Below are 14,947 nucleotides of genomic sequence, written 5' to 3' on the forward strand. Positions count from 1 at the left end.
CTGGATCTGTCGTGCTTGATCCCTCCTGGAACGCGCATGAGGTGGCTGGAACGGATCAGCGACGTCCATGCCGGCAGCGACTGGCCGGCCGTGGCCGACGCGTTCGGGTCCGTCACGGGCCGGGAGCTGATCGGCAAGGCGGTCGCTACCGCAGAGTATTTGACCGCCCTCGACGTCGCGGACGGCTGTGCGGTGCCGGCACTACTCACCACCAACGCGGACGCGTTGGCGTTGTTGATCGGCGGTGTGGCCCAACACACTATTGGCGGAGTCCTTGCCCGAACTGATCAGCTGTGTCAATGAGCGCGTCGAGTTGCGTTGCGGTGACCTGCTCTTCACCGTGACGACCGCCGGTGTCGGCCGTGAGGACGGCCGATTCCTGTAACCTGGCGATGTCGCCGAGACGGAAATCGAGGGTATCGGGCTACTCCGCAAGTACCGTGGGAGAGCGAGTGACCTGAGGCTGCCATTCCTGCCTGCACAGGTGAGGCAGGTGACGCGGTGAACGTGGGTTTGCTCACATCGGCGCGCGCCGGTCCCAGATATTGATGCGGCATGAGCCATACTTAGACAAGTAGCACATCAAGTGATCAGGTTGTTCCGGTCGGTCACAAAGACGCAGCAATCGTGGCCCATTCCGTGGCTGAGTGGCTTGCTAACGAGGTGAAATGACACATGGCTGGAAGTGATCAGCGGTCGGAGAAGACCGTCGAGAAAATCGTGGCCGGCACGATGAAGGCGATCACCCGGCAAGGGATACACAAGCTTTCGGTGAGTGACATCTGCGAATCCTCTGGTGTAGCCCGCGGCACCTTCTACCGCTACTTCACCAGCAAAGACGATGTATTGGCCACGCTGGGCCGGTATTTCGAAGACGGTGTCGCCGACGCGTTTGCGGCTGCGATCGAGGCCAACCCCGACCCTGCCGCCCGTGTCCAGGTGGTGTTGGACACCATCATCGCCAACCGCGCCGCCGGTGGGAATTTCGTCCGGATGCTCGATGTAGCACCCGATTTCACGTTGTGGTTTATTCGCGAGACATTCCCGAAACTCGTCGACGCGGTCACCGCGGCGTTGGGTCCGGCCGCCGACGAATCGCCGCTGGTACTCAGTGGGGCGTTGACGAAGCGCCAACTCGGTGAGCTGTTCTTGCGCAGCGTCATGTCGATCCTGTTCCTGCCCGGTGACCGCTCCGACGAGGTGCCCACCATGATCACGGCGTTGTTTCGCGTCGTGCCGCCGGCGGCGACCACAAAGCGAGCCAACCGGCGACCACGCGCGAAGGCCAGCTGACCTTCACCCCGGTTAGCGGGGCGCCATCCGCAGCGCACCGTTGGGTCCGATCGTTTCCCCGTTCAGCATCGGTTTGCGACGATCTGCTCGGCAAGCAAGGCGAATTCACCTGCGCCCAAGCCCACCGGGTCGTTGTCGTGGACCGCTGCTGGCCCGGTAACCGCAACGACGTTGTGGTTGCCCGTCGCACACTGTGACACACCTTCTTGACGGCCGTGTCGTCCTCGGCGACGGCGGCTACCGCGGCATCACGTCGATCACTGCGCCGCGGCGCGACAAGACCGGCCGCATCATCCGCAATGACCTCTACCACACTTATCGCCGCATCAGAGCCCGCGTCGAACATGTCATCGCCGGCTCGAAGACTGACAAATGCTCCGCCAATGCCGCCGCTGCGGCGACGTCATCAACTACAGCGTCCAAACCATCAGTGGACTCTGGACCCTCAAGACCCATACCCAATTACGGGTCAACGCCTAGTCAACCGTTCTAAGCAGGCGCCAAATAGGCTCCTTACCTATGCTTCGGTGATAACGTGACAGTCAACTGTCATTCTTGAGGTCGACGATGAGGATTGCGATGACCGGCCAAGCCCTGCGAGTCATGCTTCAGTCAGCCGATGACGTGACGCCCGATGTTTTGACGTCGCTTTTGCGCCGACACGACCCTGACGTGGCGGTAACCGGCGTCACGGTGGGGCACACCTGGCAGGGCACCACTTCGCACTTGCACTTCGATGTGACCTATGCGGATCCAAATACCCGGCTTCCGCAGCGGCTCTTCGTCAAAACGCAATTGAGCACGGTGCACGAACTGCCGGAGGCCTTCGACGAATCGCTGTCCGAAGGGGGTGGCGGGACCGTGCTGTACGACGACGAGACCAGGTTCTACCGTGACCTTCGTCCGGACCTGGACGTCGAGACCATGACGACGTACTTCGCCGAGCATCTGGACGGTCCATCGCAGTTTCTCATCATCGGCGAGGACATCACCTTGCGCGGCGCACAGGTCCCCGACGCGGTAGCCGGGCTTTCCGTCGAGCAGGTCGACGCGCTGCTGGCAACGTTGAGCCGAGTGCATGCCCCGTTCTGGGGCAGCCCGCGGCTGGCCGACGGCGGCGACCTGTCCTGGCTGCAGCATCCCGTCACCGGCGGGTTCGCAGACTTCCTGCGCGACAACGGGTTTGCGATTATCCGCGCCCTCATCGAGGCCCCGTACAAGAAGGCGCTGCTCGATGCCGCGGGCACCGACATGGACGGAATGGAGGCGGCGTTCTGGAGACTCCAGGAGCGGGTGGCCCGCGATCCGATCACGCTGCTGCACGGCGACCCACATCCACGCAACACGTATGCGTTGCCCAACGGCCAAATGGGCGTCCTTGACTGGCAGCTGGTTCGGCGCGGCTCGTGGTCACACGACGTCGGCTATGCGTTGATCGGCGCGCTGTCGCCGGAGCTTCGGCGGGCCCACGAGCGCGAGCTGCTGGACAATTACCGCGGCCGGCTGCTCGACGCCGGTGTCACCTCGGTACCCGACCGCGAAGCGATGTGGGCCGCGTTTCGCCAGAGCCCCGCCTGGGGCTTCTGCATGTGGGCGATCGCGCCCGACCAGATGTATTCGGTCGAGGTCGTCAACGCGGTGCTTAGCCGCTTCGCCGAGGCCTATTTGGACCTGGGCACCGGCAAGCTATTGAGCTGATCCTGCGGCGCCAGACCAGCACTAGGCCGCCTCAGGTCATATTCATGCCGGCGTCGAGCATTAGCGTTGTGCCGGTGTAGTACCGGCCACTGTCCGATACCAGGAACAACACGGTTTCGGAGACGTCGGCCGGTTCGATCACCGTGACCGGCAGGGCATTGGCCATCGCCTTGGCAAGATGTTCGTGCTGGGCGATCACCTCGAACAGTGCCGGGTTCTCCATGATCATGGAGGTGTTGACCCCGGTCGGCGCGATCGCCATGACGCGGATGTTCTTTGTTGCCAGGCGCTGGGCGTAGGCCCGCACCAGTCCGGTGACGCCGATCTTGGCCGCGGCGTAGGCATCCGCGCCGCCGCTGCCGTCGGTGAGGGCCTTCAGACCCGCCATCGAACTGGTGGCCACGATGGCGCCGCCACGGTCGGACTTCAGCATGTGGGCGCTGGCGATCTGAAGGGTATTCCAGACACCGGTGAGCAGCACGCCAATGCCGAGTTCCCACGCCGCCTCGGGATCGGGTTCGTCCACCCGGTTCAACAGGATCCCCGCATTGGCAACCACAGTATCGATGTAGCCGAATTCCGCTACGCCGTCGTCGAAGGCGGCCTGAAGTGCTTTGCGGTCGCGGACGTCAGCCTGGCGGGCGATCATCCGCCGACCGGTTTTCTCCACCAGGTTGACAGTCTCGTCGAGGTCTTCCGGTGTGGCCATCGCATACAGCACGCCGTCGAGTTGGCGACAGATATCGACACCGACGATGTCAGCCCCCTCCTCGGCCAATCTGACTGCGTGGGATCGGCCCTGGCCCTTGCCGGCGCCGGTGATAAAGGCGACGCGACCGTCCATTCTGCCCATGGGCTGCTCCCTATGCTGGCTACTTGATAACGAATTGGGGTATGCGGTAACCACTTTCCCCGAGATCGACGATGCGCAGCTCTACCGGCTGGCCGATCCGGACATCGGCCGGATCGGCGTCGATGACGGCGTTGATCCGTAGGCCCGGCTGTTCGGCCAGTTCGACGAGCCCGACGACGTAAGGCGGCACCCGGCCCGGAACGAGGGCCTGGCGGACCACGATGTAGCTGAAGAGCGTGCCGTCACCGCTCACCTCCTCGAAATGCACGGGGCCTCCCGTGTACCGGCTGCGTTCCAACGGGGGATGTATCCACTTCCCAGTGTCGTCGCAGCGGCATATCATCAACTTGCCGTTCTTCAGGCCTTCCCAGAAGGGTGCCGAGTCGGGGTCGGGCACCGGAACAGGTGCCGCCAGTGCGGGATTCGTCACGGGTGCTCCTTGCTGTAAACGTTCGCCCCGCCGAAGGGCCCGCCGCCGGCGGTGACCAGCGCCAGTTGCGCATTGTCCACCTGGCGCGCACCCGCGGCGTGGCGCAGTTGCAGCGCCGCCTCGTAATGGTGGTTCAGCCCATGGATGTAGCCTTCGGACAGCAAGCCGCCGTGCGGGTTGACCACCACGTCGCCGCCATAGGTCGCGCGCCCGGTGGAGAAGAACTTCCCGACCTCGCCCTTCTCGCAGAAACCGTAGCCCTCCATCGTCGCCATGACGGTGTAGCTGAAGCAGTCGTACATGCACGCGATGTCCATGTCTGAGGGACTCAGCCCGGTCTTGTCCCAGATCTTCGGACCGGCTGTGCGCGCATACATTTCGGTGGGATCGTCCCATTCCGTCCAGCCTGCCCCGCTCTGGGAATTCGACGATCCGACCAACCACACCGGTGGCTGCTTGGCATCGCGCGCGATGTCCTCGCGGGTGATCAAGATCGCCACTGCGCCGTCGACTTCCGAGGTGCAGTCCAGCACCCGGAAGGGTTCGTTGATCCAGCGGGCGCCTAGATAGTCGTCCATGGTGAGCGGTTCGCGGCGCAGCGCGTGTTCGTTGGGTCCGGCATGTTTGCGTTGCGTGATCACGATCTGGCCGAGGTCCTCACACGTCGAGCCGTACTCGTGCTGGTGCCGGCGGGCCCACATCGCGAACCACTGCGGCGGCACCATGAACCCTGATGCGGTGTCGAACTGGTCGTCGTGCTGCACCTGCAGCGGTCCCTCAATATGGCCGAAGCGGTATCCCGAGCGGCCGTTGAGCGATCGGTAGACGAGCACAGCTTGGCACATGCCGGCCTCGATCACGGCTGCGGCGGTGGCGATCTGGTCGGCCACCAAATTGCCGCCGCCGTACATGGCGTTCGCCCAGGCTAATTCGTCGATGCCGAGCGCCCATCCGACGAAAATCGGCTGCTCGGAATCGTTGACCATGTAGGTGCAAATCCCGTCGATGTCGGCTGGGGTAAGCCCGGCGTCGGCGATTGCGTCCCGGCAGGCGGCCACGGCCATGCCCCGGGTGGTGCGGCCGGACTTGCGGCTGTAGGTGGTGCGTCCGATTCCGGCGATGGCACAGGTCATCGAGGATTCTCCGATCTACTTGGGTTCACGCGGCAGACCCAGGATGCGTTCGGCGATCAAGTTGCGCACGATCTCCGACGTTCCGCCCGCTATCGTCAGGCACCGGCTGAACAGATAGTCGTGCGGGATGTTGCCCTCAGCGCCGGTGAGAACGGCCCGTCCGGCGATGCGCAGCGCGAGTTCCGCGACGCGTTGGGCATGTTCGGCGCCGAAAAGCTTGGCGATGTTGCCCTCTATCCCGGGACCGGCATCGAAAACGGCCCGTGTGGCCTGCCGAAGGTTAAGCGCCGCAAGCGAATACGCCTCGATGAGAACAGCGCCGACCTCTCGCGCCAGGCCCTGATCGCCGACGCGGTAACGCGCCAACAGATCGACCAACTCGTCGGCGACCATGGTCACCGAACCACCGCCGATGGACACCCGTTCGTTGCCGAACGTCGCCATCGCCACACCCCAGCCGGCGTTGACGGCGCCGACCACGTCACGGTCGGGCACCAAGACGTCGTCGAAGAACACCTCGTTGAACAGCGTTTCGCCGGTGATTTCTTTGAGTGGGCGGATTTGGACGCCCGGCGCCGTGAGGTCGATGATCATCGCCGTGATGCCTTTGTGCTTGGGCACGTTCGGATCCGTGCGCACGGTGGCCAGCCCGCGCTTACAGTTCATCGCGTCGCTAGTCCAGACCTTCTGGCCGGTCACCAACCAACCGCCGTCGGTCCTCTTGGCCTTGGTCGCCACCGCGGCGGCATCCGAACCGGCACCGGGCTCGCTGAACAACTGGCACCATCGCAATTCGCCCTCGAGACTTGGCCAGGTCAGCCGCTCGATCTGTTCGGCGCTGCCGTGTTGCAGCAGCGTGGGCACTACCCATTCGCCGAGTCCAAGATTCGGCTTGTCGAGACCCTCGAGCACCTCCTCGATCACGAGTTGCTCAATGGAGTCCGCGCCCCGGCCATACGGCTTGGGCCAGTGCGGGACCAGGTAACCGCTGCGGGCCCACAGCTTGGACTTTTCGGCGGCGTCGGCTCGCTCGAGCTCATCACGGAATTCCTGTGCGGCCCGCCGGTACTGCTCGGCCTCGGGTGGCAGGTCCACGGTGTGATGCCGCCGCAGCCCTCGGCTCTGTAGTTCGATGACCTTGTCGCGCAATACCTCCGGACCGTCGAGAAAGGTCAGCAACACCGTCGCCCGCCGGACATAGAGGTGCGCGTCGTGCTCCCAGGTGTAGCCGATACCCCCGTGCACCTGCACGTTCTGCAGCGCCACCCGCTGGTAGGCGGGCAGCACGTGACCGGCCGCCATCGTGATGGCCAGCTCGGCCTCCGGCCCGCGGGCCCGGGCGGCATCCCAGGTGACCGCCACCGCCAGCTCGGTGTCCACCAGCATGTTCGCACAGTGATGCTTGATGGCCTGGAACGAGCCGATCGGCCGGCCGAACTGCTCGCGCCCAGCCGCATAGGTCGTCGCCATCTCGGTGCATGCGGCTAGGCCGCCGACGGCCTCTGCGGCGGCGAGCAGGCGCATCATCCGGGCCGCCGCCTTGGCTGCGCCCGGGAACACGTCGGCGATGGGCGCCGATGACAATCCCAGAACGGCAACCGGCCGCATCAGCAGATCGACGGAGTCGGTGCAGCGAACGGTGACGAATTCGCCGGCTTCGACCAGTATCAGGTCGTCTCCCACCGGGACGAGGAAGACATCGGCCTCGCGTTCGGTCAGGGCGGTGACGGCGTCGGCCGAGATCGCAGAATCGGTTCGGACCGCTTGGCTGCTCGTGCCGATGCCTGCTACCAGGTCACCGGACACCAAGCGGGGCAGCCACCGCTCGCGCTGCTCTTCGGTGCCGGCGTCAGCGATTACCGCTGATGCGACCACCGTGGGCAGGAAAGGTCCGCCGATCGCCGCGCGGCCAAGTTGCTCCAGGACAATGGTCAGCTCGGGCAGCCCATAGCCCTGGCCGCCGAATCGCTCCTCGATGTGCAGGCCCAGCCAGCCGGTGGAAACGATCTCTTTCCACAGTCCGTCATCGAGCCACCAACGGCCGCCAGCCGGGGCGTCGAGCAAGATGCGGCGGGCGCACTCCGTCCCGGCGCGCCCCGCCACCATCGCTTTGGCCACCTCGGCGAGCGCGCGGTGATCTTCGGTTATCGCCAAAGGCATTGGCAGCGCTCCGTTCTCGTCATTCGGTCATCACCAGGTGTTGCCGTACCGCTCCCGGAAGGTCACCGAGGTCGCGGGACGGCGGCGGGGCGGTGACAGCTTTTTCGCGGGTGCTCCGAGGTAGACCGCGGCCATCGGCAGCAAGGTGTCGGGCAGTCCCAGCAGTTCGCGGACGCGGTCGACGCCAAACGTTGTCAGCCCGGTGGTCAAGCACGAACCGTAGCCGAGGTCCGCCGCGGCCAGCAGCAGGTTCTGCACCGCCGGGTAGATCGACGACGGCGCGTAGATCTCGGCAACGCGTTCGGTGTCCGCGCAGACCGCGACGACGACCGGGGCCGCCGCGAATCCTCCCCGGCTGAAGCCGTATTCGAGGTCGGCGATCAGCGCCTTGTCGTCGAGGCTGCTCCGGATGAAGTCGCCCCCGCCGGCGTTCCACGTCTCGGTCCACCAGTCGGCGAGTAGCGACCGCGTCTTCTGATCGCGGACCACCACGAATGCCCAGGGCTGTGTGTTCTCGGCACTAGGGGCGTGCACCGCGGCCGCCAGGATCTGCTCGACATCGGAGTCGGGTACATCGGCGTCGGGGTCGAACCGGCGGCAGGCACGCTGGGCGCGCATGACGGCCAACAGGTCGCCCACTACTGATCAGCCACCCGGCGTTCGCCCCGGGGTTTCCAGCCCGTCAGGGATATGGTGCCAAGGTCAAGCGTTTCGTGCAGCGTCAACTTGCCCGCCATAACTCGCTTGAGGAACTCTGACATCACGGTGTCAGGGTCGCGGTCCAGTTCGTAGATCACCAGGTAGCGGTGGGTCGGCGGCGGCAACTGCGCCGGTAGGTCCTCGTCCTCGGGTACGGTGATCTCGCAGAGGTCGTAACGCTGCGCGGCGACCACGCCGGGCACGTCGAGAACCTCGGGCACGTGCTGGGTGTCGTACCAGGTGTTGAAGGCCTCGTCCTGGCCCTGCACGGGGTTGGTGAGCACAAGAAAAAGGTTCTCGGCCACGGGTTACGCCTTTCTGACTGGGCTGGTACAGCCCGTCGCGATCACATTATGACAGTCGACTGCCACAGTCAACGCGCAGTCAGCCCGGAACGTTCGAGGGAGGATGCGACGGGTCTCGTTGCGGCCCATCGCCTGTCGCGAGGGACAAGTTTCGCCGTCACGCGAGGACCTCGGCGAAATCCGGCCACCGAATCGGAAGCCTCATGGTGCGATTCGCTGTGTTTTTCGCCGGGGCGACATCGTCGATGGGAATGCTGCGAGTCGCGCGGGCAGTCAACCAGTCCTTATCGGTATTGGTGCGCGGGCTGGACAACCTCGTCCGGCAACGGTTTGCCGCACTGCGAGCAGTGCTGAAGTAGGCGCTGCTATCGGTCGTTGAACCGCGTGCCATCCGGGCACGCCCGTGGCGTACCCGGGCCGCAGAATTTCGTGCGCAGATAGGTAGGGTAAGTGTCCGTCGGTCCGGCATACAGCGCGGTCAGGTTGATCGGAACGTCGTAGACCCCGATCGCCACCACGTGCAGGAATCCGGTGACCGCCAACACCCGCAATACCGACTTCGATCGCGGTCCCGCCCACCGGAGGGTGTCCATGCCGCCCTCGACGCGGACCCGGCCCTGCTTGTTCCGGAAGAACATCAACCCACCGCTGGACGTCAGTACCAGCGACCACAAAATCGGACCGTAGAGCGGCAGTTGGTGAATGGTTCCGGCCCACATCGTCAGGCCCGGGATGGACGCCGGATATGCCACCACGCTATGACGTACGGCGAAGATCTCCATCGGGAACTCGATCGCAAACACTGCCAGCCATCCACAACAGAACGTGCGAACCGGACCCAGTGTCGGCCATCGGCGCCGGGCTCGTCGCATCGCCCAGCGACCGACCACGCCCATGGCCAGCGGCATCCAGAGGTAGATCATCCCGATCACCAGCACCGGCTCTGCCATCAGCCGCCCGTCCGGGCTTAGCCAGCCCGGGATGTTCTCTGTCCAGTTACCGAAATTCACCAGCCCGGCGTTGTAGAACAACGCAGGCTGCAGCCAATTGATCAGTGGGTCGTGCCACCAGGCGATCGCCGACCCAATCACGACGGCTGCCTCCACACAGAGTTGCCGTTCACGCAGACTCTTCCACACGACGTAACCGATGGCGCCCACCGCGAGAATTGGGCAGGCGATCTGGAAGGCGGCGAGGGCGAGCCGCGTGCCCGCCGGGATCGGATCGGGGCCGGGCTCGACCGGTGCCGCGTCGCCGGAAACGACCCAGGCTACGTAGACGTAGGTGGCGAAGACAATACAGATAGCCCCGATGCTCGACCAAACCAGCACTGGCCGAATGGTTTTAACCCTCGCGGGCTGCGCTGCTGTCGGCTCGACGTGGCCGGTGACGGCGGGACTCTCCAGATCTGTCACTGCTTACGCCCCCCTTGGCGCATTGAGACTACCCAAATATGACAGTCGACTGTCACAGAAGTCAATGGGTGTTCCCTTAAGATCGCCGCGTGTGTCAATCCGCTAATTAGAGAAATAGTTGTATGATTTTAGCTCCTCGGCGTAGCATTCCGTTCGTGGGACGGCTGACCGCAATTGGTCGGCCATGCACCTGAATGCCGCGTCCCCGTCAATCAACAATCGAATCGACAGGGAGGAACAGGGTATGGCGGTACTCGATGGTCGGGTCGTATTCATCACCGGTGCCGCACGCGGCCAGGGCCGTTCGCACGCTGTGATGTGCGCAGAGGCGGGCGCGAACATCGTCGGTGTCGACATCTGTCGAGACCTCGACGTGGTGCCCTACAAGCTGGGAACGGCCCAAGAGTTGGAGGAGACCGCGCGCTTGGTCGAGAAGACCGGGCAGGAGATGATCTTCCGTACCGCCGACGTTCGCGACAAGGCCGCTCTGCAGGGAGCGTTCGACGCGGGCGTGCAGCATTTCGGCCATATCGACACCGTCATCGCGAACGCCGGGGTGATCCTGACCAACCCCGACGAACGTGACGCCTCCGAAGCGCTTCGTCTCGGCATCGACATCATGTTGATCGGCGTCTGGAACGCATTCCAGGTCGCGATCCCCCATCTCAAAGAACGGGGCCAGGGCGGCAACCTCGTAGCGACCAGCTCGATGGCTGCACTGCTGGACCTCACCGACGGCCGCGGCGGCTCCGATGCCTACCTGATGTCCAAGCTGGCGATCACCGGCCTCGTCCGCGCATACGCGAATATGCTTGCGCCGGATCGTATCCGGGTCAACGCAGTCGCTCCGACCAACTGCGCGACGCCCATGATCACTGAGAACCCAGCCCTGTTCAAGGTCATCGAGGACAACCCCCACCTGGTCAACGCAATGCAGACGGCGTTGCCGGACCTTCCGATGATCGAGCCCAAGGACGTCAGCAACGCGATCCTGTTCCTGATCTCTGACGCCGGGCGGTCGTTTACCGGAAGCCTGCTCAAGGTGGACGCAGGAATGGACGTGCGGCGCTAGCCCATCCTGGTTTATCGAGGCGCAGACGTGGACTACGGCATCACCGGCAAGCCCGCATTGGTCGTCGGCGGCAGCAAGGGCATCGGCTTTGAGGTCGCCAAAATTCTTGCCGCCGAAGGCTGTCGGGTGGCGGTGCTCGCCCGCAGCAGAACCGACATCGACGCCGCGGTCGATGCGATCTGCGCGCAGGGCGGTATCGCAACGGGCATCGCGGCCGATGTCAGCCATCAAGACGAGGTGGACGACGCGGTCCGCCAGGTTCGTACGGAGTGGGGGCCACCGGTCATCGTCGTGGGTCAGGCAAAGTATCAGCGGCCCGGCGACTTCGGCGACATCACCGACGTGAACTACTATCGCGAGTCATTCGAACTGCACACGATGAGCCAGATCTTCCTTCTCCGGGCTGTGCTGCCAGGCATGCGGGACGCCAGATGGGGCCGGTTCGTCCACATCGGTTCGGCCACCGCGAAGGAGCCGGCCGGCAACATCCATCATGCGGTCGCCAACACCAGTCGCCCATCGACGATCGGGCTGCTCAAGACTGTGTCCGACGAATACGCCCGCTATGGCGTTACGGTGAATACCGTTGCGCCGGGCTGGATCGAAACCGACAACGCGATCGACTACATCGACAAGAATCTGGGGGCCGGCAGCGAGGAGCAACGACGCGAGTTCATGCTCACCAAGGCCCGAGTGCCGGCGGCACGGATGGGCAAGCCGCATGAGATCGCCTCGCTCATCGCCTATCTCTGTTCGGAGCCGGCGGGCTACATCACCGGAAGCTGGATCGAAGTCGACGGCGGCCTGCACCGGTCAGCGTTCTAGATGCCACCGCGCGTTTTGACCAACAGGCCGTGTACAGCTTGCCGGCATCGGTGCGCCGCAGCTTGCGCCTCGTACCAAACCTCCACGACCCTGTCAGCCCGCGCTGAAGTATCCGCCTGTGCCATCCGACCCTTAGACCGGGTCGAATGCTGAGATCAGCCACCGGTTGCCGACCTTGTCCATAGTCACCCGGACGGTGGATGCGGTGTCGGTGGGCGCATCGTTGCCGACGGTCACAGTCTGGTTGACGTACACCAGAGCGATCGCGTGGTTTGGTGTCGCCGACACTGAGGCGGCGGCGGGAACGGTAGCGACTGCCGAGATGTGGTCCTTCTTGGCGCCTGGTATCACCACGTCCTGGATCAACTGCGTGTAGGAGTCCTTGAACTTGCCGGTCAGCCGATCGCGGGCGGGGCCTAGGTCCTTTTCGACGCTGTCGGGCTGGTAGGACAGTATCGCGACGGTGGAATCCTTGGCGGCGCCGACCGACTCGATGCCGGCCGCCTCAGACGAACGGTTGAACGCGTCTTGCCACTTGAGGTAGCCGACGGCCGCCGCGATCAGCAACGCCAGTACCGGCAGCACCCCGAAGGCCAGCATCCGCGACCACGCGATCCGTCGCTTACGTGCCTGGGGCTCAACGCTTTTGGGATCTTCTGTTTCAGCATCGTCGCAGGAATTGTCCTCCGATTCGGCAACGTCTTCGGTATCGGCCGCTTCCCTGCCGTCGCCGGTCTCTTCGGCTTCGTGCATCTCAGCATCGACCTGCTGTGTTGTCTCGTCGGCGACCTGCGCTTGGTCCTGCTCTACGGCAGAATCGGATATAACCCGCACTGCGATGGTTCCTTTTCTGATTTGTGGGCTTGATCATCGGCGCTGGCCAGGGTGCAGCCCCGTCACGGTACGAATGCGACGTTCGAGACTTTCACCTCGTTTCCGACCTTCTGCACAATGATTCGCATCCGCCAATGCCGCGGCTCCTGTTCGGCCGCACCGAGGTTCGAGGTCTTGACGGACACAGCGACCAGCACTTGGGCTTCGTTGCCTGATTGTGACTCCAGGCCCGCCTCGGTAATTGTTCCTACCGACTTGGACTGCGCTTTCTTGACGACGTCGATGAAGGGCTTGGACCGATGCGAGAAGTCGTCATAGAAAGTGCCGGTCGCTGAGTCCAGGATGCGCTGGGTGTCGGCGTCGGCGTGCTGCCAGTCAATTGTCGTCAGGTTCAGCGCGCCTTGCCGTGCGACTTGGACTAACAGCTCGCGCTGCTGCTGGGCCCGATGAGACTGATAGGTCTGGAACCCGAACCAGCCGGCCAGCGACCCCAAGCCGACAACGATGACCGACCCCAATAGGGTTGCCAAGAGCACTGGCGACCTGGGCCTTTTGACCGGGGTAGCGTCGGCGGAATCGCCGTCGACGTCGTCATCAACCGGGGCGTCGTAGTCGTCGACTTCGTCGGCCCCCTCCATCGCCGTCTCCGAGGCGGGCGCCGCTTCGGCATTCGTCTCACTGGCGGTGACCGATTCCGATGAATCCACGTCAGCGTGGCTGGCGGATTGGGACGTTTCTGCCAGGCCCGTCTCGCTCAGTGCCTCTTGGGGGGCATCAGCATGCTTTGCCATGTTTGCTCCTTACTGGTGCCGCGGGCCAGGTCGGCTTGGGTGTACATCCGGCCGTCTGGGCCTATATACATGCCCGTGGCGGGATCGTATTGGACGGCTGCTATCGGCGGTGGCAAGGGACCCGGCGGCGACGGCGGGGGGACCTGCCCAGGCGGCTCCTCGCCCGGCCTGAACTGCGGGACACCCTGCCCGGAGTACGTCGCGTTCGGATCACCCTTCCAGTTGAAGCCCTCGTTGAGAGGAACGTAGGTTTGGTCGCTTTCGCACAGTTTGACGGTCGGCGCGCGTTTGCCGGGGCGTGTTTCGCAGGGCAGATTGTGGGCACCGCGCACGTTGAGCATCGAGTCTTGCGGCACCCGGCAGTAGAAGTCGCCTTTAGGTGGATCCGGGTAGTCCTCGTAACTGGCAGCACGCTGCTGCTGGGCCGGCAGAAATCCGGTGGTGCATGGCGGCGGCCAGTTGAGGTTCAGGTTGAAGCTCAGAAAAGCACCGACGTAATCCTGCTTGGTGTTGCGGTTGGCCACCCCGATCGCCTGGATGTCGGCAGTGCCTTGGGGCAGCTCGACCAACAGAGATTCGAGGTTGTCGCGGTAGGTGACGCCCACCTGCCCCACACTGACCAGGTTGGCCAGCACGATCGGCAGCGTGGGGTTCAGCCGGTCGAACAACTGCCGGGCCTCGGCGGCCGCCGGCGCGCCGTTGCGCAGCAGACCCGCGACCGAAGGGTCGTTGTCGCGCAGCTCAGAGGTGATGGTCGCAAGGTGGGCGGCCCACGCCTGGACCGCATCTGATGACTGAGTCTGGCTGTCCAGCAGCGGCTTGGACCCGTCAATCAAGGTGACGAGCGCGTCGAGGTTGTTGTGGGCATCGATGGCCAGCTTCGACGTCCCATCAACCAGGCGGGAAAGCTCCGGGCCGAGGCCACCCACCGCGGCATAGGACTCGTCGACCACGGTTTTCAGGTTGTCGCGTGGGATCACGCTCAGACCGCGGTTGGTCGCTGCCAGCAGCGAGTTGATGTCCGGTGGGACATACGTGCGGTCAAGGGGGATTACGTCGCCGTTCTTCAGTGATGGCCCTTGCGCACTGCGGGGCAGCAGCTCAACGTATTGCTCGCCAACAGCCGATACGCTGTGCACCTGGGCGTTGAGGTCGGCTGGGATGTGGGTATCGGAATCCAACTGGAGCACCGCCTCGGCACCCGTGGGAGTCAGCTGTACCGCCTGCACCCGACCCACCTCGACGCCTCGGTAGGTGACATTCCCGCCCCGGTAGAGTCCGCCTGCCTGGGGTAGCTCCACTTTGACCGTGTAGCGGTCGATCCCGAAGAACACGGCCGGTACTTGCATGAAGTTGAAAAACATGATCGCGGCAGCGGTAAGGCTGATCACCGCGAAAACTACGAGCTGAATTTTTGTGCGCTTCGTCAGATGCAGCAT

The 14,947-nt window shown here is 64.2% G+C and carries 15 protein-coding genes; 5 read left to right on the plus strand and 10 right to left on the minus strand.

The features are described from left to right. The first annotated feature begins 36 nt into the window (after window positions 1–36). From KXD96_RS26515 to KXD96_RS26525, 3 genes are all read left to right on the plus strand, one after another. Window positions 37–303: a hypothetical protein gene (locus KXD96_RS26515; RefSeq protein ID WP_260741861.1), complete on the plus strand. Its 267-nt coding sequence runs from the start codon at window positions 37–39 to the stop codon at window positions 301–303. Between the two features lie 372 nt (window positions 304–675). Then, on the plus strand, window positions 676–1,293 hold the full coding sequence (locus KXD96_RS26520; RefSeq protein WP_225601287.1) for a TetR/AcrR family transcriptional regulator: 618 nt from the start codon (window positions 676–678) through the stop codon (window positions 1,291–1,293). Window positions 1,294–1,872: 579 nt separating this feature from the next. Further along, window positions 1,873–2,991 carry an ecdysteroid 22-kinase family protein gene (locus KXD96_RS26525; protein WP_225601288.1) on the plus strand — a complete coding sequence of 373 codons (1,119 nt, stop codon included), beginning with the start codon at window positions 1,873–1,875 and terminating at the stop codon, window positions 2,989–2,991. A 31-nt stretch (window positions 2,992–3,022) separates the two neighbouring features. On the opposite strand, the gene KXD96_RS26530 is transcribed toward KXD96_RS26525, so the two are convergent. The 7 genes from KXD96_RS26530 to KXD96_RS26560 all read right to left on the minus strand — a co-directional run bounded on the left by KXD96_RS26530 (window position 3,023) and on the right by KXD96_RS26560 (window position 9,986). Continuing rightward, window positions 3,023–3,844 (minus strand): mycofactocin-coupled SDR family oxidoreductase, encoded by an 822-nt coding sequence (locus tag KXD96_RS26530; protein ID WP_085242810.1) that lies wholly within the window; start codon window positions 3,842–3,844, stop codon window positions 3,023–3,025. A 19-nt stretch (window positions 3,845–3,863) separates the two neighbouring features. Beyond that, on the minus strand, window positions 3,864–4,274 hold the full coding sequence (locus KXD96_RS26535; protein WP_225601289.1) for a Zn-ribbon domain-containing OB-fold protein: 411 nt from the start codon (window positions 4,272–4,274) through the stop codon (window positions 3,864–3,866). Then, complete coding sequence (locus tag KXD96_RS26540; RefSeq protein ID WP_260741876.1) at window positions 4,271–5,407, minus strand: thiolase C-terminal domain-containing protein; 1,137 nt, start codon at window positions 5,405–5,407, stop codon at window positions 4,271–4,273. Before KXD96_RS26540 ends, KXD96_RS26535 begins: the two co-directional genes overlap by 4 nt. A gap of 15 nt (window positions 5,408–5,422) precedes the next feature. Beyond that, on the minus strand, window positions 5,423–7,567 hold the full coding sequence (locus tag KXD96_RS26545) for an acyl-CoA dehydrogenase (protein WP_225601291.1): 2,145 nt from the start codon (window positions 7,565–7,567) through the stop codon (window positions 5,423–5,425). Window positions 7,568–7,597: 30 nt separating this feature from the next. After that, window positions 7,598–8,206 carry a nitroreductase family protein gene (locus KXD96_RS26550; RefSeq protein ID WP_225601292.1) on the minus strand — a complete coding sequence of 203 codons (609 nt, stop codon included), beginning with the start codon at window positions 8,204–8,206 and terminating at the stop codon, window positions 7,598–7,600. After that, window positions 8,206–8,571: a DUF4286 family protein gene (locus tag KXD96_RS26555; protein ID WP_225601293.1), complete on the minus strand. Its 366-nt coding sequence runs from the start codon at window positions 8,569–8,571 to the stop codon at window positions 8,206–8,208. Before KXD96_RS26555 ends, KXD96_RS26550 begins: the two co-directional genes overlap by 1 nt. A gap of 365 nt (window positions 8,572–8,936) precedes the next feature. Next, entirely contained in the window at window positions 8,937–9,986 is a 1,050-nt protein-coding gene (locus tag KXD96_RS26560) for a spirocyclase AveC family protein (protein ID WP_225601294.1), read from the minus strand. 244 nt (window positions 9,987–10,230) lie between these two features. On the opposite strand from KXD96_RS26560, the gene KXD96_RS26565 reads away from it, so the two are divergent. Together KXD96_RS26565 and KXD96_RS26570 are read left to right on the plus strand one after the other, a co-directional pair. Then, window positions 10,231–11,058, plus strand: a complete 828-nt coding sequence (locus KXD96_RS26565; protein ID WP_225601295.1) for a mycofactocin-coupled SDR family oxidoreductase — start codon at window positions 10,231–10,233, stop codon at window positions 11,056–11,058. Window positions 11,059–11,115: 57 nt separating this feature from the next. Beyond that, the gene (locus KXD96_RS26570; RefSeq protein ID WP_260741881.1) at window positions 11,116–11,883 is read left to right on the plus strand and encodes an SDR family oxidoreductase; all 768 of its coding nucleotides are present in this window, start codon (window positions 11,116–11,118) and stop codon (window positions 11,881–11,883) included. Between the two features lie 132 nt (window positions 11,884–12,015). On the opposite strand, the gene KXD96_RS26575 is transcribed toward KXD96_RS26570, so the two are convergent. The 3 genes from KXD96_RS26575 to KXD96_RS26585 all read right to left on the minus strand — a co-directional run bounded on the left by KXD96_RS26575 (window position 12,016) and on the right by KXD96_RS26585 (window position 14,947). Then, the gene (locus KXD96_RS26575) at window positions 12,016–12,717 is read right to left on the minus strand and encodes a hypothetical protein (protein WP_225601297.1); all 702 of its coding nucleotides are present in this window, start codon (window positions 12,715–12,717) and stop codon (window positions 12,016–12,018) included. A 62-nt stretch (window positions 12,718–12,779) separates the two neighbouring features. Further along, window positions 12,780–13,508, minus strand: coding sequence for an Mce protein (locus KXD96_RS26580; RefSeq protein ID WP_225601298.1), 729 nt, complete (start codon window positions 13,506–13,508; stop codon window positions 12,780–12,782). Further along, window positions 13,472–14,947 carry an MCE family protein gene (locus KXD96_RS26585; RefSeq protein ID WP_225601299.1) on the minus strand — a complete coding sequence of 492 codons (1,476 nt, stop codon included), beginning with the start codon at window positions 14,945–14,947 and terminating at the stop codon, window positions 13,472–13,474. The genes KXD96_RS26580 and KXD96_RS26585 overlap by 37 nt, the downstream gene beginning before the upstream one ends.

The sequence above is a fragment of the Mycobacterium sp. SMC-2 genome (assembly GCF_025263485.1).
Taxonomy (GTDB): Bacteria; Actinomycetota; Actinomycetes; order Mycobacteriales; family Mycobacteriaceae; genus Mycobacterium.